This window comes from Streptomyces sp. NPDC017202 (genome assembly GCF_044331705.1).
Taxonomy (GTDB): Bacteria; Actinomycetota; Actinomycetes; order Streptomycetales; family Streptomycetaceae; genus Streptomyces.
The window spans coordinates 496693-517018 of sequence record NZ_JBIRNP010000002.1 but is presented as its reverse complement, the minus strand read 5'-3'; the positions used below and the strand labels follow the sequence as shown (position 1 = coordinate 517018).

Genomic DNA, 20326 nt, shown 5'->3' with positions numbered 1-20326 from the left:
ACCGGGACGACGGCCCCCGGGAATCCGTCGGCCACCTCCACGCAGTTGCCGCCCTCCTGATTGCTGTAGCTGCTCCTGCGCCACGCGGCGCCGTTCAGATCGGGACGGGACCTTCGCTCCACGGTGGTTGTCCTCCCTCACGGATCGGATCATGTCAAGCGACATGAGCGGGGGCAGCGCTGCCGCCCGCAGCCGATCGTAGGTCAGCGCGAAACTCCTCACCTCGTCCGGATCCTCGACGAGTTGGCCGTAGTGCGCGCCTTCCGTGTAAGCGATATCCGAGCCGTCCGGCATCGTGAGGACCGTGAGCGAACCGCCCATGACATCGTGCTCGCCCTGGTCGAACGGCAGCACCTGCACAGTGATGTGACGCTCCGTCGAGGATCTGAGCAGCCGCGCCAACTGCTCGCGCATCACCGCGTCTCCGCCGACCGGACGCCGGAGCACCGCCTCGTCGAGGACCACCCACAGCTCCGGACGATCGGGGGTGCCGAGGCGCTCCTGTCGTCCCATGCGAAGGGCAACCCGCTCCTCCAACTGCTCCTTACTGCCGAGTGTTCGGCCGACGCTCAATACCGACCGCGCGTAGCCCTCCGTCTGCAACAAGCCTGGCACCACATGGGCCGCGTACTCGCGGACGGCCACCGCCCGCGCCGAGTACTCCATGAACTTCCGCGACCAGTCCGGAAACGCCTCCCGGTACACGTACGGCCACAGGTCCACCAGCAGGTCGTCCGCGCCGAGGGCCGCGTCCAGCGCGCGTGCCAGTTCCGGGGTCGGCTTGGCTCCGGACGCCCGCTCGATCTGGGTGATCCGCGTGCTCACCACGTGTGTCCTGTCGCCCAGTTCGGCCTGGGTCAGTCCGGCCGCCGTGCGGAGCCGGCGGACCCGCGCGCCGAAGAGGGCTGCCATGGACGTACTGGGGTCGATTCCGTTGGCCAAGGCGTCACTTCCGTTCCTTACGGGAGGAAAAGTAAGGCTGTGTCACCTGTCGAGCGTAGGGCGACCTGCCGATCCTTGGGTACGGAACGTGACGAAGCGTGTACGTCGCGGGAGTTCTCCCTCTTCACAGCGGACAAGGACGGACAAGCCGTGCTGACAGCAACGACCACTCCGGAGCAGGAACTGCCCTCATTCGCGGCGCGGTTCGCCTCCACACCCCGAGGTGCGCGGCTCGCCCGGCGCCTCGCCGTCCGGCGCATGGAGGAGTGGGGCCACCCGCCGGTGTCGGACGCCTCGTGCGCGGTCGCGCTCGTCGTCGGCGAGCTGGCGGCGAACGCCGTGCGGCACGGCCGGGTCCCCGGACGCGACTTCGGGCTGCGGCTCGTCCTCGACGCGGCCGCGGATCTGGTGCGCGTCGAGGTCGCGGACGCCGCCGCCGCGAAGCGGCCGCCCACGGCCCCGCCGTCGTCGTACCCGGAAGGCGAGTCCGGGCGCGGGCTGCTCCTGGTGGACGTCCTGGCCGTGCGCTGGGGGACGGAACCCCGTCTGCCGGTGGGCAAGACGGTGTGGGCGGAGGTGTCCACCGGGGCGTCGGCTCAGTCGTGACCGCGAGGGGGATCTCGCGGGGCCTCGGTCCGTGCGTCCACAGCCTGTGGACGCACGGACCGAGGCTCCGCACGGCGAGAGCCCGGCCCTGGCGCGCGACCTTGACGGGGTCGCGGCCCTGGCCGGGCTCTCGTTCGCCTGGGGCGTGCGGCGGGCGCCGTTCGCTCGGGGCGGTCGGCTACTCGTCGCCGGACTTGTCGTCGTCCTCGGGCTTGTCCGCCTCGTCGACCGAGGACTCCAGGCCCAGCTGCTCCACGAGCCACTTGTCGAACTCGATGGAGGCGCGCACCCAGCTCACCGTCGAGGAGACGAAGAACTCGAGGTTGACGCCGGCGCCGATCAGCATCTGCGTCTCGCCGATGAGGCGGACCGTGCCGTCGTCGTGGGTGTGCGTGTACACCTTGGGCCACAGGGTGCGGCGGTTCCAGTCGTCGATGGCCTCCAGGATCTGGGGCTTCTCGTCGATCTGGTGCGGACGGTCGAAGAACGTGCGCACCGAGTAGACCGCCTGGTCACCCTCGCCGCGGAACATGAAGTACGTGCGGAATTCCTCCCACGGCGCCGCGAGGTCTCCCTCGTCGTCGACGACGTACTTCAGCTCCATCTGGTCGAGGAGCTGCTTCACGAGGTCCTGATCCGGAACGACGGGGCCCGCCGGTCCCTGGGGCTGCGGCTCGGGCTGGCCCCCGAAGTTCGGAATCGAGGACGGGTCGATGGTCACCGTGATTTTCCCTTCGTACGGATCTGGCCATCCTCCCCCATGCGGGGCGGGGGGTGGCAACCCCCGCCCCGAGGGTTCACCTCCGGTTGGCGGAATTCCGCTCAGGGCGTGTGTCCGGCCGGGCGCGGGCGCCGGTCAGAGGGTCTTTCCGGTCGGCGCGGGGCCCACGATCAGACCGTCCTCGAAGGTGTCGACCCGGACCGTGTCGCCGTCCTTGACCTCGCCCGCGAGGATCTCCTTGGCGAGGCGGTCGCCGATGGCGGTCTGGACGAGGCGGCGCAGCGGCCGGGCGCCGTACGCCGGGTCGTTGCCCTCGTCGGCGAGCCAGGCGAGGGCCTCCTCGCTGACCTCCAGGGTGAGCCGGCGCTCGGCCAGCCGCTTGGCGAGCCGGTCGATCTGGAGCCGCGCGATCCGGGCCAGCTCCTCCTTGCTCAGCGCCGAGAAGACGACCAGGTCGTCGAGCCGGTTGAGGAACTCCGGCTTGAAGGACGCCCGGACCACCTCCAGGACCTGCTCCTTCTTCTCGGCCTCGGTGGAGAGCGGGTCGACCAGGTACTGGCTGCCCAGGTTGGACGTCAGCACCAGGATGGTGTTGCGGAAGTCGACCGTGCGGCCCTGCCCGTCGGTGAGGCGGCCGTCGTCGAGGACCTGGAGCAGGATGTCGAAGACCTCCGGGTGCGCCTTCTCCACCTCGTCCAGCAGCACCACGCTGTACGGCCGGCGCCGCACGGCCTCGGTGAGCTGGCCGCCCTCCTCGTAGCCGACGTAGCCGGGCGGGGCACCGACGAGCCGGGCCACGCTGTGCTTCTCGCCGTACTCCGACATGTCGATGCGGATCATGGCCCGCTCGTCGTCGAAGAGGAAGTCGGCGAGGGCCTTGGCCAGCTCGGTCTTGCCGACGCCGGTCGGGCCGAGGAAGAGGAAGGAGCCGGTCGGGCGGTCGGGGTCGGCGATGCCGGCCCGCGAGCGGCGCACGGCGTCGGACACGGCCCGGACGGCCTCGCCCTGGCCGATGAGCCGCTTGCCCAGCTCGTCCTCCATGCGCAGCAGCTTCTGCGTCTCGCCCTCCAGGAGGCGGCCGGCCGGGATGCCGGTCCAGGAGGCGACGACGTCGGCGATGTCGTCGGAGCCGACCTCCTCCTTGACCATGGTGTCCTTGGCGGCCTCCTCCTCGGCCTCGGACGCGGCCTCCAGGTCGCGCTCCAGGGTCGGGATCTCGCCGTACAGCAGCTTGCTGGCGGTGTCGAAGTCGCCGTCGCGCTGCGCCCGCTCGGCCTGGCCGCGCAGGTCGTCGAGCTTCTCCTTCAGCTCACCGACCCGGTTGAGGGACTGCTTCTCCTTCTCCCAGCGGGCGGTGAGGCCGCGCAGTTCCTCCTCCTTGTCGGCGAGGTCGCGGCGCAGCTTCTCCAGGCGCTCCCGGGAGGCCGGGTCGGTCTCCTTGTCGAGGGCCAGTTCCTCCATCTTCAGCCGGTCGACGGCACGCTGGAGCTCGTCGATCTCGACGGGGGACGAGTCGATCTCCATGCGCAGCCGGGAGGCCGCCTCGTCGACGAGGTCGATGGCCTTGTCGGGCAGGAAGCGGGAGGTGATGTACCGGTCGGACAGGGTGGCCGCGGCGACCAGCGCGCTGTCGGCGATCTGGACCTTGTGGTGGGCCTCGTACCGCCCCTTGAGGCCGCGCAGGATGGCGATGGTGTCCTCGACGGACGGTTCGGCGACGAGCACCTGCTGGAAGCGGCGCTCCAGCGCCGCGTCCTTCTCGATCCGCTCGCGGTACTCGTCCAGGGTCGTCGCGCCGACCATGCGCAGCTCACCGCGGGCGAGCATCGGCTTCAGCATGTTGCCCGCGTCCATCGCCGAGTCGCCGCCCGCGCCGGCGCCCACGACGGTGTGCAGCTCGTCGATGAAGGTGATGATCTGCCCGTCGGAGTCCTTGATCTCGGCGAGGACGGTCTTCAGCCGCTCCTCGAACTCACCGCGGTACTTGGCCCCGGCGACCATGGCCCCGAGGTCGAGCGAGACGAGCCGCTTGTTCCTGAGGGACTCGGGCACGTCCCCCTTCACGATCCGCTGGGCGAGCCCCTCGACGACGGCGGTCTTGCCGACGCCGGGCTCGCCGATGAGGACCGGGTTGTTCTTCGTACGGCGGGACAGCACCTGGACGACCCGCCGGATCTCGGTGTCCCGGCCGATGACCGGGTCGAGCCGGCCCTCGCGGGCGGCGGCGGTGAAGTCGGTGCCGAACTTCTCCAGCGCCTTGTACTGCCCCTCGGGGTCGGCGTTGGTCACGCGGCGTCCGCCGCGGGCCTTGCGGAAGGCCTCCAGCAGCTTCTTCGCGGTGGCCCCCTGCCGGTCGAGCACCTCGCCGGCCCGGCCGCCCTTCGCGGCGATCCCGATGAGCAGGTGCTCGGTGGAGAGGTACTCGTCGCCGAGTTCCCGCGCGCGCTCCTGGGCGTCCGCGATCACGGCGAGCAGTTCGCGGTTGGGCTGCGGGGGCGCGACGGTGGACCCGGCGACGCTGGGCAGCGAGCCGAGCACCTGCTCGGCGCCCGTGCGCACGGCGGCCTGGTCGGCGCCGGCGGCGGCGAGCAGATCGACGATGTTCTCGTTCTCCTGCCCCTGGAGCAGCGCGAGGAGCAGGTGTGCCGGGGTGAGGTCGGGGTGTCCTGCGGACAGGGCCCGATTGCCGGCGGTCTGGATGGCTTCTCGGCTCCGGTTGGTCAGCTCTGCGTCCACGGTCGCTGTCTCCTCCTTGCGTCAGCCGTCATCACTGACTCTGTCAGCGTACACAAACTTGAGTCTATTCCACTCAAGGTTGTGTCCGGGAGTCTCCCGGACGCTAGGTTCAAGCCATGGCCGCATACCCGCAGGACCCGGGCGCCCCCGACGCGCCGTACCTCGACTTCTGGCGTGAAAGACACCTGTGCACCCTGACCACACCACGCCCGGACGGCTCTCCGCACGTCGTTCCGGTGGGAGTGACGTACGACCCGGAGGGCCGGCTCGCCCGGGTGATCGCGGACCGGGCGAGCACGAAGGTGCGCAACGTCCTGGCGGCCGGCGCGGAGGGCGCCCGGGTCGCGGTGTGCCAGGTGGACGGCAGGCGCTGGGCCACGCTGGAGGGCCGGGCCGTCGTCCGCGCCGAGCCGGACCGGGTCGCGGAGGCGGAACGCCGCTACGCCGAGCGCTACGGCCGGGCCCCGCGCCCCAATCCCACGCGCGTGGTGATCGAGATCGAACTGACGCGGGCGATGGGCCGGGGCTGAGGGGGACGACGGGCGCGACGCGCCGGGAGGACGAGCCGACGAGCAGGGGTGGGCGGGCCGACGGACCGGGGAGGACGGGTGCGACGGGCCGGGGCAGGCGAGCCGACGGGCCGGCCGGCGGGTGACCCGATCCGCACCGGCGGCTTCCGGCCACCTCGCCGGGGTCCGACAACCGGAAATGTTCCCGCGAACGACAGCGGCGTCACCGTGTTCAGGTCACGGTGACGCCGCTGCGGGGGGAAGTACCTGCGCGATCTGTTACGACGGGGGAATCGCGTCAGGCACTGCGGGGGGTGGCTGAGATGGTCCTGGGGGCGGTCGGACTCGCCGACTCCGCCAGTTGGTGGTCCCGCTGGTCCAGGTTGACGAAGATCATTCCGTATCGGATGGCACACCGTACGGGCTGGGGGGCGCCCCGGGGCCGTCGCAGGCACCGGTACGCGCGTACGTCGTCGTCATCGTCCCGGGTCACGACGACCGGCTCCCCGAACACCGTCACCATCAACGAGTCACCGCTGTGGGGGATGGCGGTGACCAGGTCGATGAAGTGCCAGCCGGAGCGGTAGGCCGTGGCCATCTCGCGTCGGAAGGAGCGGTCGTCAGGAGGGGTCGTCATCTGCCCGTCAGCCCCAACTGCTGTCGTCCGCGCCGTTCGGCGTCACGATGCCCCAGCTGCTGTCGCCGGCGACAGCGGTGCTCGGCCGCCCAGAACCCCAGCTACTGTCCGCCAGGGCGCCGTTCTCCGCACCCGCGAGGCCACTCAGCACTCCGAAGGCCACAGCGGCAGAGAAGGCGGCGACAAGAACCGAGCGAAGCTTTCTCTTGCCCATAGTCGGCTTCGTCCTCACTTGATGGTCACCTCTTCCCCCGTCGAGTAAGACGATGGCTCATTCGGGCACGTCGTGGCCACACGATCGGTGCATCATGTTCCTGCATGTTCAGGACCCTGGGGGGTGGAAATTTGGCAACTATCGGGACTAAAGGGACACATCCCCATGCGGTGACCGAATTGTGTGAGGCCGGCGCACGGCTGTACGCGCAGGCCCTGCGCGCCGGACGCATCGCACGCGTGGACGCGGAACCCGCTCCGTGCCTGATGGAGTTCGCCCTCCTGCACCCGGACCCCGACGACGCCGACTGGCTGCGTCCCGTACCGCCGTCGGTCGCGCTGGCCCAGCGCCTGAACCCCATCGAACGCGAGATCAGCGAACACCGGCGGATGTCGATCCGGATCGCCGACGCCTTCGAACCCTTCATGGCACTGAGCGCGCAGTCCACCGCGTCCACGCACTCCATCACGGTCCTGGAGGGCTTCGACCGGATCAACGCCGCCCTCGACCTCGCCACCGCACAGTGCCGGTCCGAGATGCTCACCGTCCAGCCCGGCCAACGGAGGCTGGAACACACCCTCGAACAGGCCCTCGACCGCGACAAGCCGCTGACCGACCGCGGGGTGCGCATCCGGACCCTGTACCAGCACACGGCCCGACACAGCCCCGAGACGCTGGCCTACGTGGCCCAGTTCACCGACGGCAAGGTGGAGTACCGCACCATCGACGAACTCGTCGAACGCCTCATCATCTGCGACGAGACCGTGGCCTTCATCCCCACCCGCGACGACCGGCAGGTCGCGCTCGAACTGCGCCACCCCGGCCTCGTCCGCTACCTGATCAAGGTCTTCGAGTTCATGTGGAGCCGCGCCGTACCCCTGAGCGCGGGCGCCCCCTACGAACCGGCGCCGGACGGCATCACCGACATCCAGCACTCCATCGCCAAGCTCCTGGTCGAGGGCCACGTCGACGAGGCGATCGCCCGCCGGCTCGGCATGAACGTCCGCACCTGCCGCGCGCACATCGCCAAGCTCGCCTCGACGCTGGGCAGCGGCAGCCGCGCCCAACTCGGCTACCTCCTCGCGCAGTCCGGGATCCTCAAGCAGGAGGACACCGCGCCGTGAACACGCCGCCGCACCCGCAGCACGGTGTGGAGGAGCTGTGCGCCGCGGGCCTGGAGCTGTACACGCGGGCCCTGCGGGACGGACACGTCACCGGGAAGGACGCCGAGGAGGAGGCCCCCTGCCTGCTCGGCTTCGGCCTGCTCCACCCGGACCCCTGCGACCCCCGGGCGCTGAGGCCGGTCGCCCCGGCCGCCGCCCTGCACCGGTTCCTGCGCACCTCGGCGGCGCGCGTCGCCGAGGAACGACGGCGCGAGACCCTGCTGCTGGAGGAGTTCGAGCCGCTGATGCGGATCGACGGGCGGTGCGCCGCGGACGCGGAAGCGGCGGCCCTGCGCATCCTGAGCGGTACGGAGCAGATCAACCAGGCCATCACCGACGCCATGGGCGAGGCGTCCCTGGAGGTCCTCTGCATCCAGCCGAACCACCACCACACGGGCGCCCGCGGCGAGGCGGCCCAGGCCGTCGCCATGTGCCGCGACCAGGCGCTCCTCGACCGCGGCGGCCGCATCCGCGCCCTCTACCAGCACACGCAGCGGTACCGGCCCCTCGTGCTGTCCCGCTACGAGCAGCTGCGGGGCGACGCGCAGGCCCGCACCCTGGACGAGATAACCGACCGCCTCCTCGTGGTCGACCGGACGGTGGCGTTCATCCCCGCCAACGCCGACCGCAGCCTCGCGCTCGAGATCCGCCACCCCGCGCTGATCTCCTTCCTGGTCACGGTCTTCGACCGGCTCTGGCGCCTGGCCACCCCCATGTATCCCGAGACGGTCACCCAGCCCACCCGCGACGGCATCACCCCGCGCCAGCGCGCCATCGCCGCCCTCCTCGTCGAAGGCCACACCGACGCCGTCATCGCCGACCGCCTCGGCATGAACGTCCGTACGGCCCGGGTGCACATCGCCAAACTCGCCGCCACCCTCGGCAGCGAGAGCCGCGCCCAGCTCGGCTACCTCATCGGGCGCTCGGGGATCCTCGACCCGGAGGGCTGAGCGGGCTCCGCGGTGCGCGGCACGTCGAGGCCGACCTGGGCGATGCGCACGCCCAACTGGGTACGGCTGGCCGCCCCGAGCGTCTCCGAGAGGCGGGCGATGTGCGCGCGGCAGGTGCGCACGCTGATGCCGAGGCGTTCGGCGATCACCGCGTCCTGGTGCCCCTCCGCCAGCAGCGCGGCGATGGACTGCTCGCGGTGCGAGACGCCCTCGACGCGGGTGTCGGGCAGCGCGGCGGACAGCGGGACGGCCAGCCGCCACAGCCGGTCGAAGACCGTGCCCAGGTAGGCGACCAGGGCCGGGTGGCGCAGCTCCAGCGCCATCGTGCGGTCGGCGTTGGCGGGGATGAACGCGACCGTGCGGTCGAACAGGATCAGCCGGTCGATGACCTCGTCGAGGGTGCGGGCCTCGACCGCGTCGCCCATCAGCTCCAGGTAGTTGAGCAGGCCCTGGCCGTGCCGGGCGACATGGTTGTAGAGGTCGCGCATCCGCACGCCCCGCCCGCGCAGGGCGAGCGCCCGGTGCAGCCCCTCCGACAGTTCGTGCTCGCGCCGGATGCCGCCGGGCTGCACCGTCAGCACCTCGGTGGTGCACGCCTCCGTCGCCTCGTCGAGGGCCGCCTGGATGCGGGAGGCCCCGTCCAGGACGCGGATCGCCACACCCTCCCCGGCCGGGCCGCCCGGCACGGGCCCGCCGAGCCCGGCGTACCACTCGAAGGCGGCGACCGCCGAGCCCATCCGCAGCCGGCTGGCGCTCACCTCGTCGTAGAGTCCGCGCAACAGGCGGGTCATGACCTCCTGCGGGGAGGTCGGAACCAGCCATTCCATGTCGTCGGGGTCGGGGTGCAGCAGGGCGAGGTCCAGCAGGCAGGGCACCGGCTCGGCGTCCCGGCGCGCCACCCGGCCCCGCCGTACGGCCCGGGAGTACACGCGGTCCCCGGCCTCGCACAGTCGGTCAGCACCGTGAGGATGCTCCTCCGCCCCGTGCCCGGCCATCGCCCATCCCACCCCCGCCGTCCGCGCGTCGCGCGTCGTCCGCGTTTTCCGCAGCGCAACTATGCGCGGCCCCGGACCGGCTCCGCAACACGGCTCCTCCCCACGACCCCTTTGAATTCCGCCCATTTACGTGGGTTCCTCCCGGCCTCCGCCCCTCACACTGCAACAAGCTGATGCTCCCCGCGGACACCCGGCGGGAATCCGTCCGAGTCCTCGCACGCCCGTGCGCCCCGCACCCCGCCGGGTGATCACCGCGTCACGTCCCGCCCCCGGCGCCCCCCTACGGCGGCGGGCGGGACGCGACGTCCGTACCCCGGGAGCCGGCGCCGACGCGGCCGGGCGGCCGCCGTACCGGCTCCCGCGCGGGCGAACGGGGCGACGGCGCAACAGCGCCACCGGGACGCCCCCGATGGCCCTCGCGGCCACCGGCCCGGACGTGACGGACGCCGTCGCGGACGCGGGCCCCCCGCCCGGGCGCCCGGGTCCTCGCGCCGGGGGCTGGGGCCTCGACGGCTTTGAAGGGGGCGTACGGCGAAGGGGCAGCCCGGCGGGTCCGGGCCGCTGAAGGTGGGCCTGACCGGCGCCCAGGGGCCCGGGTGGCGCTCCTGCCGCGGTGCGCGCCGACAGCGCCTCGGAGGGACCGGGCGGTGCGGGCTGTGGGCGGGCAGCGCCCTGCACGGTGGCACCGGGCCGGGCCGGTCCGGGCCGGGCGGCGCTGGGCTCCTGGGCGACCGCCGACGGCCCGGTACGGGCCGAGCGCGGGCAGGCACCCACTCCGGTGGCCTCAGGAGGGTGTACGGCTGCAGGAGGGGCGAGAGCCGTGGCCGGGCCGACGACCTCAGGTCGCCCGTACCGGTGCGGGGTGGGGGCCGGGGACCGCGGGACCGGCACCGGCGGCCGAGCGGGCCCGGCCCGGCTCCGTGCCGCCGAGCAGCGCCCGCTCCGGCCGTGCGCGACGGCGTCCGCCCCCTGCCTCGTCCGCGCCACGGGGCGTGGACCGGCTCCGCCCGCGCGACCGTGACCGAGCGGCTCGGCGTGGCGGCTCCCGCCGGGCGCAACGCGAGAGCGGCGCCGTGCGGCGTACGCCGACGCCGGCGGCGCCCCGGGGGCCCGCTCGGTACCTCGCCCCACGGACGGCGAGCGCCGGCCCGGCGCCGCCGCCCCTACCGGCCCGCGCCGCTCAGTTCAGGTTGAGGGCCTGGCAGGCGGCCGCGTACTTGGCGGTGCAGATGTCGGACGGCTTGTAGATGCCGTCCGCGATGACGGTCTCCTTGATGTTCTTCTTCGTCAGCGCCACCACGGTGACCAGCTGGGCCGGGATGTCCTTGTCGGTGGGGCTGTCGACCTTGTCGCGGGTCAGGGCGTCGAACTCGATGTCGCGGCCCTGGACCTTGGCGACGGCCATCTCCGCGGCCGCCTCCGCCATCTGCGGGTAGGGCTTGTACACGCTCATGTACTGCTCACCGCCGAGGATCCGCTGCACCGCGGGCAGCTCCGCGTCCTGGCCGGTGATCGGCGGCAGCTCCTCGACGCCCGCGGCGCGCAGGGCCTTGATGATGCCGCCGGCCATGGCGTCGTTGGCGGAGTAGACGGCCGCGATGTTGCCCTTGCCGATCTTCCCGATCGCCTCGGCCATGTTGGACTCGGCGATCTCCGGGCTCCAGTCCTTGGTGTCGAAGGACTCGGAGATCGTCACCCGGCCGCTCAGCTCCGACATCGCGCCGGCCTTGAACTGCTTGGCGTTCGGGTCGGTCGGCGAGCCGTTCATCATGACGATCTTGTCGGCGGTGCTGGGCGTGTCGATCGCCTCGACCAGGGTGCGGCCCTGCACCTGGCCGACCAGCTCGTTGTCGAAGGAGACGTACGCGTCGATCGGCCCCTCGGCCAGCCGGTCGTAGGCGATGACCGGGATGCCGGCGTCCTTGGCCTTCTGCACGGTGTCCGCGATGGCGTGCGAGTCGACGGCGTCGAGCAGGATGATGTCGATCTTCTCGTCGATCATCCGCTCCATCTGGGACACCTGCGTCTCGCTCTTCGCGGCCGCGTTGGCGTACTCCGTCTTGCCCTTGTTGCCGGTGAGCGAGGCGACCTTCGCCTTGATGATGGGGTAGTCGAACTCCTCGTAACGGGTGTTCGTCTTCTCCGGCATCAGCACGCCGACGGTGATGTCGTTGCTCTTCGTCGGCGTCGCTTCGCCGCTGTCCTCCGTCGCGCTCAGCATCCCGCATCCCGCGAGCGAGAGGGACATCGTGGAGGCAGCCACGGCTATGGCGATACGACGCATTCGAGGGCTCACTTCAGGTGCGTTCCGGACATGGGTGCGACATGTTGACCCAGGTGGCTCAAAAGCCAACGCGGCGGCGCCCGTCGGCGTCAAGCCGTACTACTTAACGAAGTGACAACATCACACTCCGCTTAGCGCGTGAAGACACATGGAGACGGGACGGAAACCCTCCAAAACCCCTTTACGGACCCTTCACTCGACACGAGTCGACACATCCGCGAACGACCGCACAGCCCCCCTCCGCCCCTCACGGAACGTCATCACGGCGGACCGCCCGGCCGTCCGCTCCGAACAGAGGACCGCACGAAGTCGGCCAGCCCCGGCCGGCACCGGCTCCGGGACCCACGCGTCCGACGGCGCGGCACCCCGCGCGTACGACACCCGGCCCCGTGCGGAACGGCGTCCGGTGCCCGCCGGGACAGCGCGCGAAGGAGCCCCGGGACAGCGCGCGAAGGAGCCCGGAAGACGCGAAGGGGCCCGGAGGAATCGTCCTCCGGGCCCCTCGGGCGTGCTGTCGCCCCGTCAGTCCGCGGACTGCTGCCGCTTCGGCCGCCACACGACCAGGGCGCTGGTCTGCTGGACCTCCTGGTACGGCACCAGGTCGCGCCGGTAGGAGGCGTGCACGGCGGCCTCGCGCTGCCGCATGGTCGCCGCCGCGCCGTCGAGGGCGTCCTCCAGCTCCGCTATCCGGGACTGGAGGGCCACCACCTGGTTCTCGAGCTCGATGATCCGCTTGATGCCCGCCAGGTTGATGCCCTCGTCCTGCGACAACTGCTGGACGGTGCGCAGCAGTTCGATGTCGCGGGCCGAGTAGCGGCGGCCCCGGCCGGCGGTGCGGTCCGGGGACACCAGTCCCAGGCGGTCGTACTGGCGCAGGGTCTGCGGGTGCAGGCCGGAGAGCTGAGCCGCCACCGAAATGACGTAGACCGGGGTCTCCTGGGTCAGTTCGTACGGATTGCGCCGACGGCCGTCCATCACTCTCAAGCTCCCTTCGCTGCCTCGAACAGCTCCTCCCGCGGATCCTCTCCCGCGGTCGCCTCGCGATACGCCTCCAGTGCGTCCCGAGCCTTCCCCGAGAGGTCCTTCGGAACACTCACCTCCACGGTGACCAGCAGATCGCCGCGGGTGCCGTCCTTGCGGACCGCGCCCTTGCCGCGCGCCCGCATGGTGCGCCCGTTGGGCGTGCCGGGCGGCAGCTTCAGCGTGAGCGACGGGCCGCCCAGCGTGGGCACCCTGATCTCCCCGCCGAGGGCGGCCTCCGTGAACGTCACCGGCACGGTCACCGTGAGGTTGTCGTCCTTGCGGCCGAAGACCGGGTGCGCGCCGACGTGGACGAGCACGTACAGATCGCCGGCCGGTCCGCCGCGCTCACCGGGCGCTCCCTTGCCGCGCAGCCGGATGCGCTGCCCGTCGGTGACGCCCGCCGGGATGCGGACCTGCATGGTGCGGGAGGACTTGGCGCGGCCGCTGCCCTTGCAGTCCAGGCAGGGGTGCTCGGCGATCAGGCCGCGGCCCTTGCAGTCCGGGCAGGGGTCGGTCAGCGAGAACCCGCCGCCCGAGCCCCGCGCCACCTGGCCGGTGCCGACGCAGGTCGGGCACACGCGCGGCGTGCCGTTCTTGTCGCCGGTGCCGGAGCAGGCCTTGCAGGGGGACTGCGAGGACATGCGCAGCGGGACCGTCGCGCCCTCGATGGCCTCCGTGAAGGTCAGGGTGACCTCGGTGTCGATGTCCTGGCCGCGCCGGGGCTGGGTACGGGTGCCCGTACCCGCGCCGCCGCGGTTGAACAGGCCCCCGAAGACGTCGCCGAGTCCGCCGCCGAAGCCGCCGGCCGCGCCACCGCCGCCCTGGGCGCCGCCGAAGAGGTCGCCCAGGTCGAAGTTGAAGGAGCCGCCGCCCGCGCCCGGCCCCGGGCGGAAGCCGCCGTTGCCGAAGAGGGCGCGTGCCTCGTCGTACTCCTTGCGCTTCTTGGGGTCGCCGAGGATGTCGTTCGCCTCGGAGATCTCCTTGAAGCGCTCCTCGGCCTTGGCGTTGCCCTTGTTGGCGTCCGGGTGGAACTCGCGGGCGAGCTTCCGGTACGCCTTCTTGATCTCGGCCTCGGTGGCGTCCTTGGGGACGCCGAGGACCTTGTAGTAGTCCTTCTCGATGAAGTCCTTGGTGCTCATCCCCGACGTCCCTCCTTCCTCATCCGCTCGTCAAGCTCAGCCCTCGTCCGGGCCACCGCTCTCCTTGTCGTCGCCGGCCTCCGCCTCGTCGCCCTTGGCGGCCTGCGCGCCCGGCTGGGGCTCGGCGACCGCCACCCGCGCGGGACGGATGGTGCGTTCGCCGATCCGGTACCCGGGCTGGAGAATCGCCACGCACGTCGTCTCGGTGACGTCCGGGGCGTAACTGTGCATCAGGGCCTCGTGGATCGTCGGGTCGAAGGGCTCGCCCTCCTTGCCGAACTGCTGGAGGCCCATCTTCGCCGCCACGGTCTCCAGCGACTCGGCGACGGACTTGAACCCGCCGACGAGTTCGCCGTGTTCCCGCGCGCGGCCGATGTCGTCGAGCACGGGCAGGAGTTCGGTCAGGAGGTTCGCGACGGCGATCTCCTTGACCGCGATCCGGTCCCGCTCGACCCGGCGGCGGTAGTTCTGGAACTCGGCCTGGAGGCGCTGGAGGTCCGCCGTGCGCTCGTCGAGCGCCTTGCGGGCCTGGTCCAGCTGGGCCACCAGTGCCACTGTCTGGTTCGCGTCCCCGGCCGGGGCCGACTCCTCCGCCGCGGCGGAGGAGGAGTCGGCCTGCGGCTCGGCGTCTTCAGGGGTGGCGCCGGAGGGGACGTCGGGCTTCTCCTCGAAGCCCGGGGTCTCCTCCGTCACGCGGCACCGTCCTTGCGCTCGTCGTCCACGATCTCGGCGTCCACCACGTCGTCGTCGGCGGCCTTGGCGCCGGCGCCCGGAGCCTCGCCACCGGCGGCCTGAGCGGCCTGGGCGTCGGCGTACATGGCCTGGCCCAGCTTCTGGGAGACGGCCGCGACCTTCTCGGTGGCGGTGCGGATCTCGGCGGTGTCCTCGCCCTTGAGGGCTTCCTTCAGCTCGCCGATCGCGCCCTCGACCTCGGTCTTGATCTCGCCCGGGACCTTGTCCTCGTTGTCCTTGAGGAACTTCTCCGTCTGGTAGACGAGCTGCTCGCCCTGGTTGCGGGCCTCGGCGGCCTCGCGGCGGCGGTGGTCCTCGTCCGCGTACTGCTCGGCCTCCTGGCGCATGCGGTCGACCTCGTCCTTCGGCAGCGAGGAGCCGCCGGTGACGGTCATCTTCTGCTCCTTGCCGGTGCCGAGGTCCTTCGCCGTCACGTGCATGATGCCGTTGGCGTCGATGTCGAAGGAGACCTCGATCTGCGGGACGCCACGCGGGGCCGGCGGCAGACCGGTCAGCTCGAACATCCCGAGCTTCTTGTTGTACGCCGCGATCTCGCGCTCGCCCTGGTAGACCTGGATCTGCACGGAGGGCTGGTTGTCCTCGGCGGTGGTGAAGATCTCGGACCGCTTGGTCGGGATCGTCGTGTTCCGCTCGATGAGCTTGGTCATGATGCCGCCCTTGGTCTCGATGCCGAGGGACAGCGGGGTGACGTCGAGGAGCAGGACGTCCTTGACCTCGCCCTTGAGGACACCGGCCTGGAGCGAGGCGCCGATGGCGACGACCTCGTCCGGGTTCACACCCTTGTTGGCGTCCTTGCCGCCGGTCAGTTCCTTGACCAGCTCGGCGACGGCGGGCATACGCGTGGAGCCACCGACGAGAACGACGTGGTCGATCTCGGAGAGGGCGATGCCGGCGTCCTTGATGACGTTGTGGAACGGCGTCTTGCAGCGCTCCAGCAGGTCGGCGGTCAGCTGCTGGAACTGGGCGCGCGTGAGCTTCTCGTCCAGGTGCAGCGGGCCCTCGGCGGACGCCGTGATGTACGGCAGGTTGATCGAGGTCTCGGTGGACGAGGACAGCTCGATCTTGGCCTTCTCGGCGGCCTCGCGGAGGCGCTGGAGGGCCATCTTGTCCTTGGCGAGGTCCACGCCGTGACCGGACTTGAACTGCTGCACCAGGTAGTCGACGACGCGCTGGTCCCAGTCGTCACCACCGAGGTGGTTGTCGCCGTTGGTGGCCTTCACCTCGACGACGCCGTCACCGATCTCCAGGAGGGACACGTCGAAGGTGCCGCCACCGAGGTCGAAGACGAGGATCGTCTGGTCGTCCTTGTCGAGGCCGTACGCGAGCGCGGCCGCGGTGGGCTCGTTGACGATGCGGAGGACGTTGAGACCGGCGATCTCACCGGCTTCCTTCGTCGCCTGGCGCTCGGAGTCGTTGAAGTACGCCGGGACGGTGATGACCGCGTCGGTCACCTTCTCGCCCAGGTACGCCTCGGCGTCCCGCTTCAGCTTCTGCAGGATGAACGCGCTCATCTGCTGCGGGTTGAACTGCTTCCCGTCGAGCTCGATCTTCCAGTCGGTGCCCATGTGGCGCTTCACCGAGCGGATGGTCCGGTCCACGTTCGTGACCGCCTGGCGCTTGGCCACCTCGCCGACCAGCACCTCGCCGTTCTTGGCGAAGGCGACGACGGACGGCGTGGTCCTGGCACCCTCGGCGTTGGTGATGACGGTGGGCTCGCCGCCCTCCAGAACGCTGACGACGGAGTTGGTTGTGCCCAGGTCGATGCCGACCGCACGTGCCATGGTGATCTTCCTCCAGCTGACTTGAGTGGAACAGGCTCAAGTGTGCACGACGCTCACCGCTGGGTCAACAGACATGAGTCAGCCGGACTCAAGTCTTATCCGTTCCTTACACGCAAGGAGCCGCCGACCTGCGGCGATGCGATGCGGCGAGATGCCCGCAGGGGTGATTCCGCCGACTCCCGAGGGGGCTGCACCAGGGAAGCGGGTTGACGCCGGGGGCGCTGACGGTGACGCGGGGACGGGTCCTGACGCACGCGGACACCCCGGCCCGCACGCGTCTCGGGGCCGCCGCGCCCCTGCCCCGGCACGCGCGCGCGTACGCGCCACAGCACGAGGACGACGACGAGCACGCCGCCCGCGACCCAGAGCACGGCCGGCGCTCCCAGCACCCCGGTGTGCACCAGCGTCCCCACCAGCACCCCCGGGAAGGCGGCCGCGCCGACGGCCACCGCCGCCCCCGCCGGAGTCAGGCCGAGCCGGCGCAGCCGGTGGGCGAGGTGGTCGGGGCCGCGGCGCAGCAGCGGGCGCCCGGCCGTGCGCCGGGCCAGCACGACGAGGGCGACGTCGGCCACGGCGACCGCGGTGAGCGCGAACAGCACCCCCGCCCCGGTGGCCGCGTCCTGCCCCGCGCGCGTGGTGACGGCCGCCGCGGCGAGCAGGAAACCGGTGAACAGGGCGCCGCAGCCGCCGAGCGCCACGCGCGCGGGGGGCCAGTTGTGCATGAGGAAGCCGGTCAGCGCGGCGGCGAGCACGCTCAGCAGCACCGCCAGACCGTCCATCACCTCGGCCGCGGCGCAGGCGGCCACCCCGAAGGCGGTGACGACCCCGACGGTGCCGCCCACCCCTTCGGCGTGGTCGAGCGCCCGGAAGGCGAGGGCGACGCAGGCGATCCAGCCGACGGCGGCGATGCCGGCGGGCACACCGGTGTCGGCGTACGGGACGACGAACGCCGCCGCCACGGCCGTACCGGCGAGGAGGAACCGGGTCTTCAGCCGCCAGGCGTCCGCCACCAGCCCGAGGGCGGCGACGCCCGCCCCGGCGGCGAGCAGCGCGCCCATCCCCTCACCGAGCGGCGCGAGGCCGGTGCGGTCGCCGGTGACGGCGACCCCGCAGGTGGCGAGCACGACGGCCGCGCCCCCGGACAGCGGCACGCGTCGCTGCCGCTGTCGCCGGTCGAGCAGTCCGAGTCTCAGGGCGGGGGCGCGCAGCAGCGCGGCGAGGACGGCGGCGAGGAGCAGGGCGGCGGTGGCGGCGGCGATCCCGTAGAGCACGGCTATAAATTAGTCATAAATGTATCCATTTGGTACGAATAACACGATCAGATTTCCCCCGCCCCCGAGCCACCTCCCGAGCCGCCCGCCGAACCGCCTCCACGCGCCCCTCGGATCGGCCCCCCGCGCCGCTCCCGCACCGGACCTGAGGTGACCCTCAGCGATCCAGATCACCCCGTGCCCGACTACAGTGCGGCGGAGGATAGGGGTACTCTCAGACGGACTGCATAAGTTACCGCTTAGTAATGTCGGCGCCGCCGACGAAACCCCGCAAACCTCGCAGGCCCGAGGAGCCCCCATGCAACTCGCCGCGATCATCGTGTCGCTGGCCCTGACCGTGGTCGGCGTCGCCCTGCTCGCCCGCGCCATCGGCCAGTTCGTCCGGTACTTCAAGCTGGGCCAGCCGGTCCCGGCCGGCACCCGGACCGACAACCCCTACCAGCGCAGCGTGACACTCGTCCGCGAGTTCCTCGGCCACACGCGCATGAACCGCTGGGGCATCGTCGGCATCGCCCACTGGTTCGTGGCCGTCGGCTTCCTGACGCTGCCGCCCACCCTGGCGCAGGCGTTCGGCCAGCTCTTCCAGGCCGACTGGACGCTGCCGCTGATCGGCACGTTCCTGCCGTTCGAGATGTACATCGAGTTCATCGGCGTGATGACGATCCTGGGCATCGCCGTGCTCATCGTGATCCGCCTGCTGAGCCTGCCGTCGCGGCCCGGCCGCAAGTCCCGCTTCGCGGGCTCCAAGTCAGGTCAGGCGTACTTCGTCGAGTACGTCATCCTCACCATCGGCCTCGCCATCTACGTGCTGCGCGGCCTCGAGGGCGCGCTCCACCACGTGGACCACTACGAAGCGTCGTACTTCGCCTCGTACCCGCTGGTGCTCGCCTTCAAGGGCCTGTCGGTCGGCGCGCTGCAGAACCTCGTCTACCTCACCGCGATGATCAAGATCGGGACGTCCTTCGTCTGGATGATCGTCGTCTCGCTGAACACCAACATGGGTGTCGCCTGGCACCGCTTCCTCGCCTTCCCCAACATCTGGTTCAAGCGCGAGGCCACCGGCGGCACCGCCCTCGGCGCCCTCCAGCCGATGACCTCCGGCGGCAAGCCGATCGACTTCGCCGACCCCGGCGACGACGACGTCTTCGGCGTCTCCCAGGTCGAGCAGTTCTCCTGGAAGGGCCTGCTGGACTTCTCCACCTGCACCGAGTGCGGGCGCTGCCAGTCGCAGTGCCCCGCCTGGAACACCGGCAAGCCGCTCTCCCCGAAGCTGCTGATCATGTCGCTGCGCGACCACGCGCACGCCAAGGCCCCCTACCTGCTCGCGGGTGGCGGCAAGACCATGGAGGGCGAGGAGAAGGCGTCCGAGGAGCAGCTCAAGGACGTCCCCTCCGCCGCGCTCGCCGAGGCCGAACGCCCCCTCATCGGCACCGCCGAGGAGAACGGCGTCATCGACCCGGACGTCCTGTGGTCCTGCACCACCTGCGGCGCCTGCGTCGAGCAGTGCCCGGTCGACATCGAGCACGTCGACCACATCGTCGACATGCGCCGCTACCAGGTCATGATCGAGTCGTCGTTCCCGTCCGAGGCGGGCACGATGCTCAAGAACCTGGAGAAGAAGGGCAACCCCTGGGGCCTGGCCAAGAAGCAGCGCCTGGAGTGGACGAAGGAAGTCGACTTCGAGGTGCCGGTCGTCGGCAAGGACATCGAGGACCTCTCCGAGGTCGAGTACCTGTACTGGGTCGGCTGCGCCGGCGCCCTCGAGGACCGCGCCAAGAAGACCACCAAGGCCTTCGCCGAACTCCTCCACATCGCGGGCGTCAAGTTCGCGATCATGGGCGGCGACGAGAAGTGCACCGGTGACTCCGCCCGCCGCCTCGGCAACGAGCCCCTGTTCCAGGAGCTCGGCATGGAGAACGTCATGGCGCTGAACATGGCGTTCGGCGAGGAGACGGACGACGAGGGCAAGGTCACCGAGGCCTCCCGCAAGCCGAGGTCGGCGAAGAAGATCGTCGCCACCTGCCCGCACTGCCTCAACACCCTCGGCAACGAGTACCCGCAGCTCGGCGGCGACTACGAGGTCATCCACCACACCCAGCTGCTCCAGCACCTCGTCGACGAGGGCAAGCTGATCCCGGTGACCCCGGTCGACGGCCTCATCACCTACCACGACCCGTGCTACCTGGGCCGCCACAACAAGATCTACTCGCCGCCGCGGGAGATCATGACCGCGGTGCCCGGACTGCGCCAGCAGGAGATGCACCGCCACAAGGAACGCGGCTTCTGCTGCGGCGCCGGCGGCGCGCGGATGTGGATGGAGGAGCGGATCGGCAAGCGCATCAACAACGAGCGCGTCGACGAGGCCCTGTCCCTGAACCCCGACATCGTCTCCACCGCCTGCCCGTTCTGCCTCGTCATGCTCACGGACTCCGTGAACGGCAAGAAGAACGAGGGCAAGGCCAAGGAGTCCGTCCAGGTCGTGGACGTCGCCCAGCTCCTCCTCGACTCCGTGAAGACCCCGGTCGACGACGAACCCCCCGCGGGCTCGGCCGAGTCGGAGACCGAGCCGGAGCCCCAGCCGGTGAAGTGACCGCCGGCGACG

At 71.2% G+C, this 20326-nt stretch carries 16 protein-coding genes and 2 pseudogenes; 5 read left to right on the top strand and 13 right to left on the bottom strand.

Features of this window, described 5'->3' with window-relative positions; all coding sequences use genetic code 11:
• Both ACH4N1_RS06575 and ACH4N1_RS06570 read right to left on the bottom strand, forming a co-directional pair.
• On the bottom strand, positions 1 to 122 hold a 122-nt coding region (locus ACH4N1_RS06575), incomplete at its 3' end, for a DUF397 domain-containing protein (protein ID WP_398095265.1).
• A 34-nt stretch (positions 123 to 156) separates the two neighbouring features.
• Positions 157 to 912: pseudogene (locus tag ACH4N1_RS06570) on the bottom strand (helix-turn-helix domain-containing protein); the annotation flags it as partial.
• A gap of 180 nt (positions 913 to 1092) precedes the next feature.
• Here ACH4N1_RS06570 and ACH4N1_RS06565 point away from each other — a divergent pair.
• Positions 1093 to 1548, top strand: coding sequence for an ATP-binding protein (locus tag ACH4N1_RS06565; protein ID WP_398094938.1), 456 nt, complete (start codon positions 1093 to 1095; stop codon positions 1546 to 1548).
• Between the two features lie 178 nt (positions 1549 to 1726).
• Here ACH4N1_RS06565 and ACH4N1_RS06560 read toward each other — a convergent pair whose 3' ends face one another.
• Positions 1727 to 2269 carry a YbjN domain-containing protein gene (locus ACH4N1_RS06560; protein ID WP_398094937.1) on the bottom strand — a complete coding sequence of 181 codons (543 nt, stop codon included), beginning with the start codon at positions 2267 to 2269 and terminating at the stop codon, positions 1727 to 1729.
• A gap of 135 nt (positions 2270 to 2404) precedes the next feature.
• On the bottom strand, positions 2405 to 5005 hold the full coding sequence (gene clpB / locus ACH4N1_RS06555) for an ATP-dependent chaperone ClpB (protein ID WP_398094936.1): 2601 nt from the start codon (positions 5003 to 5005) through the stop codon (positions 2405 to 2407).
• Positions 5006 to 5121: 116 nt separating this feature from the next.
• Between clpB and ACH4N1_RS06550 the strand changes: the two genes are divergently transcribed.
• On the top strand, positions 5122 to 5535 hold the full coding sequence (locus ACH4N1_RS06550) for a pyridoxamine 5'-phosphate oxidase family protein (RefSeq protein WP_398094935.1): 414 nt from the start codon (positions 5122 to 5124) through the stop codon (positions 5533 to 5535).
• Positions 5536 to 5812: 277 nt separating this feature from the next.
• Here ACH4N1_RS06550 and ACH4N1_RS06545 read toward each other — a convergent pair whose 3' ends face one another.
• Both ACH4N1_RS06545 and ACH4N1_RS06540 read right to left on the bottom strand, forming a co-directional pair.
• Entirely contained in the window at positions 5813 to 6151 is a 339-nt protein-coding gene (locus ACH4N1_RS06545; protein ID WP_366059072.1) for a hypothetical protein, read from the bottom strand.
• A gap of 7 nt (positions 6152 to 6158) precedes the next feature.
• A complete protein-coding gene (locus ACH4N1_RS06540; protein WP_398094933.1) occupies positions 6159 to 6314 on the bottom strand; it encodes a hypothetical protein in 156 nt (51 codons plus the stop codon).
• Between the two features lie 155 nt (positions 6315 to 6469).
• Here ACH4N1_RS06540 and ACH4N1_RS06535 point away from each other — a divergent pair, with 155 nt between their 5' ends.
• Both ACH4N1_RS06535 and ACH4N1_RS06530 read left to right on the top strand, forming a co-directional pair.
• Positions 6470 to 7489 carry a helix-turn-helix transcriptional regulator gene (locus ACH4N1_RS06535; RefSeq protein WP_398094932.1) on the top strand — a complete coding sequence of 340 codons (1020 nt, stop codon included), beginning with the start codon at positions 6470 to 6472 and terminating at the stop codon, positions 7487 to 7489.
• On the top strand, positions 7486 to 8478 hold the full coding sequence (locus ACH4N1_RS06530; protein WP_398094930.1) for a LuxR C-terminal-related transcriptional regulator: 993 nt from the start codon (positions 7486 to 7488) through the stop codon (positions 8476 to 8478). The genes ACH4N1_RS06535 and ACH4N1_RS06530 overlap by 4 nt, the downstream gene beginning before the upstream one ends.
• On the opposite strand, the pseudogene ACH4N1_RS06525 reads toward ACH4N1_RS06530, so the two are convergent.
• The 7 genes and pseudogenes from ACH4N1_RS06525 to ACH4N1_RS06495 all read right to left on the bottom strand — a co-directional run bounded on the left by ACH4N1_RS06525 (position 8441) and on the right by ACH4N1_RS06495 (position 17724).
• Positions 8441 to 9473 (bottom strand): annotated as a pseudogene (locus ACH4N1_RS06525) (LuxR C-terminal-related transcriptional regulator). The gene ACH4N1_RS06530 and the pseudogene ACH4N1_RS06525 overlap by 38 nt on opposite strands.
• Positions 9474 to 10653: 1180 nt before the next feature.
• Positions 10654 to 11769, bottom strand: a complete 1116-nt coding sequence (locus tag ACH4N1_RS06520) for a sugar ABC transporter substrate-binding protein (RefSeq protein WP_398094929.1) — start codon at positions 11767 to 11769, stop codon at positions 10654 to 10656.
• 510 nt (positions 11770 to 12279) lie between these two features.
• Complete coding sequence (locus ACH4N1_RS06515) at positions 12280 to 12732, bottom strand: heat shock protein transcriptional repressor HspR (protein WP_382791957.1); 453 nt, start codon at positions 12730 to 12732, stop codon at positions 12280 to 12282.
• A gap of 5 nt (positions 12733 to 12737) precedes the next feature.
• Positions 12738 to 13919, bottom strand: a complete 1182-nt coding sequence (gene dnaJ, locus ACH4N1_RS06510; protein WP_398094927.1) for a molecular chaperone DnaJ — start codon at positions 13917 to 13919, stop codon at positions 12738 to 12740.
• Between the two features lie 36 nt (positions 13920 to 13955).
• Positions 13956 to 14612 carry a nucleotide exchange factor GrpE gene (gene grpE, locus ACH4N1_RS06505; protein WP_398094926.1) on the bottom strand — a complete coding sequence of 219 codons (657 nt, stop codon included), beginning with the start codon at positions 14610 to 14612 and terminating at the stop codon, positions 13956 to 13958.
• Positions 14609 to 16453, bottom strand: coding sequence for a molecular chaperone DnaK (dnaK, locus tag ACH4N1_RS06500; RefSeq protein WP_398094924.1), 1845 nt, complete (start codon positions 16451 to 16453; stop codon positions 14609 to 14611). The genes grpE and dnaK overlap by 4 nt, the downstream gene beginning before the upstream one ends.
• Positions 16454 to 16548: 95 nt before the next feature.
• A complete protein-coding gene (locus ACH4N1_RS06495) occupies positions 16549 to 17724 on the bottom strand; it encodes an undecaprenyl/decaprenyl-phosphate alpha-N-acetylglucosaminyl 1-phosphate transferase (RefSeq protein WP_398094922.1) in 1176 nt (391 codons plus the stop codon).
• Positions 17725 to 18022: 298 nt separating this feature from the next.
• On the opposite strand from ACH4N1_RS06495, the gene ACH4N1_RS06490 reads away from it, so the two are divergent.
• The gene (locus ACH4N1_RS06490; protein WP_398094921.1) at positions 18023 to 20314 is read left to right on the top strand and encodes a (Fe-S)-binding protein; all 2292 of its coding nucleotides are present in this window, start codon (positions 18023 to 18025) and stop codon (positions 20312 to 20314) included.
• Positions 20315 to 20326: the final 12 nt, after the last annotated feature.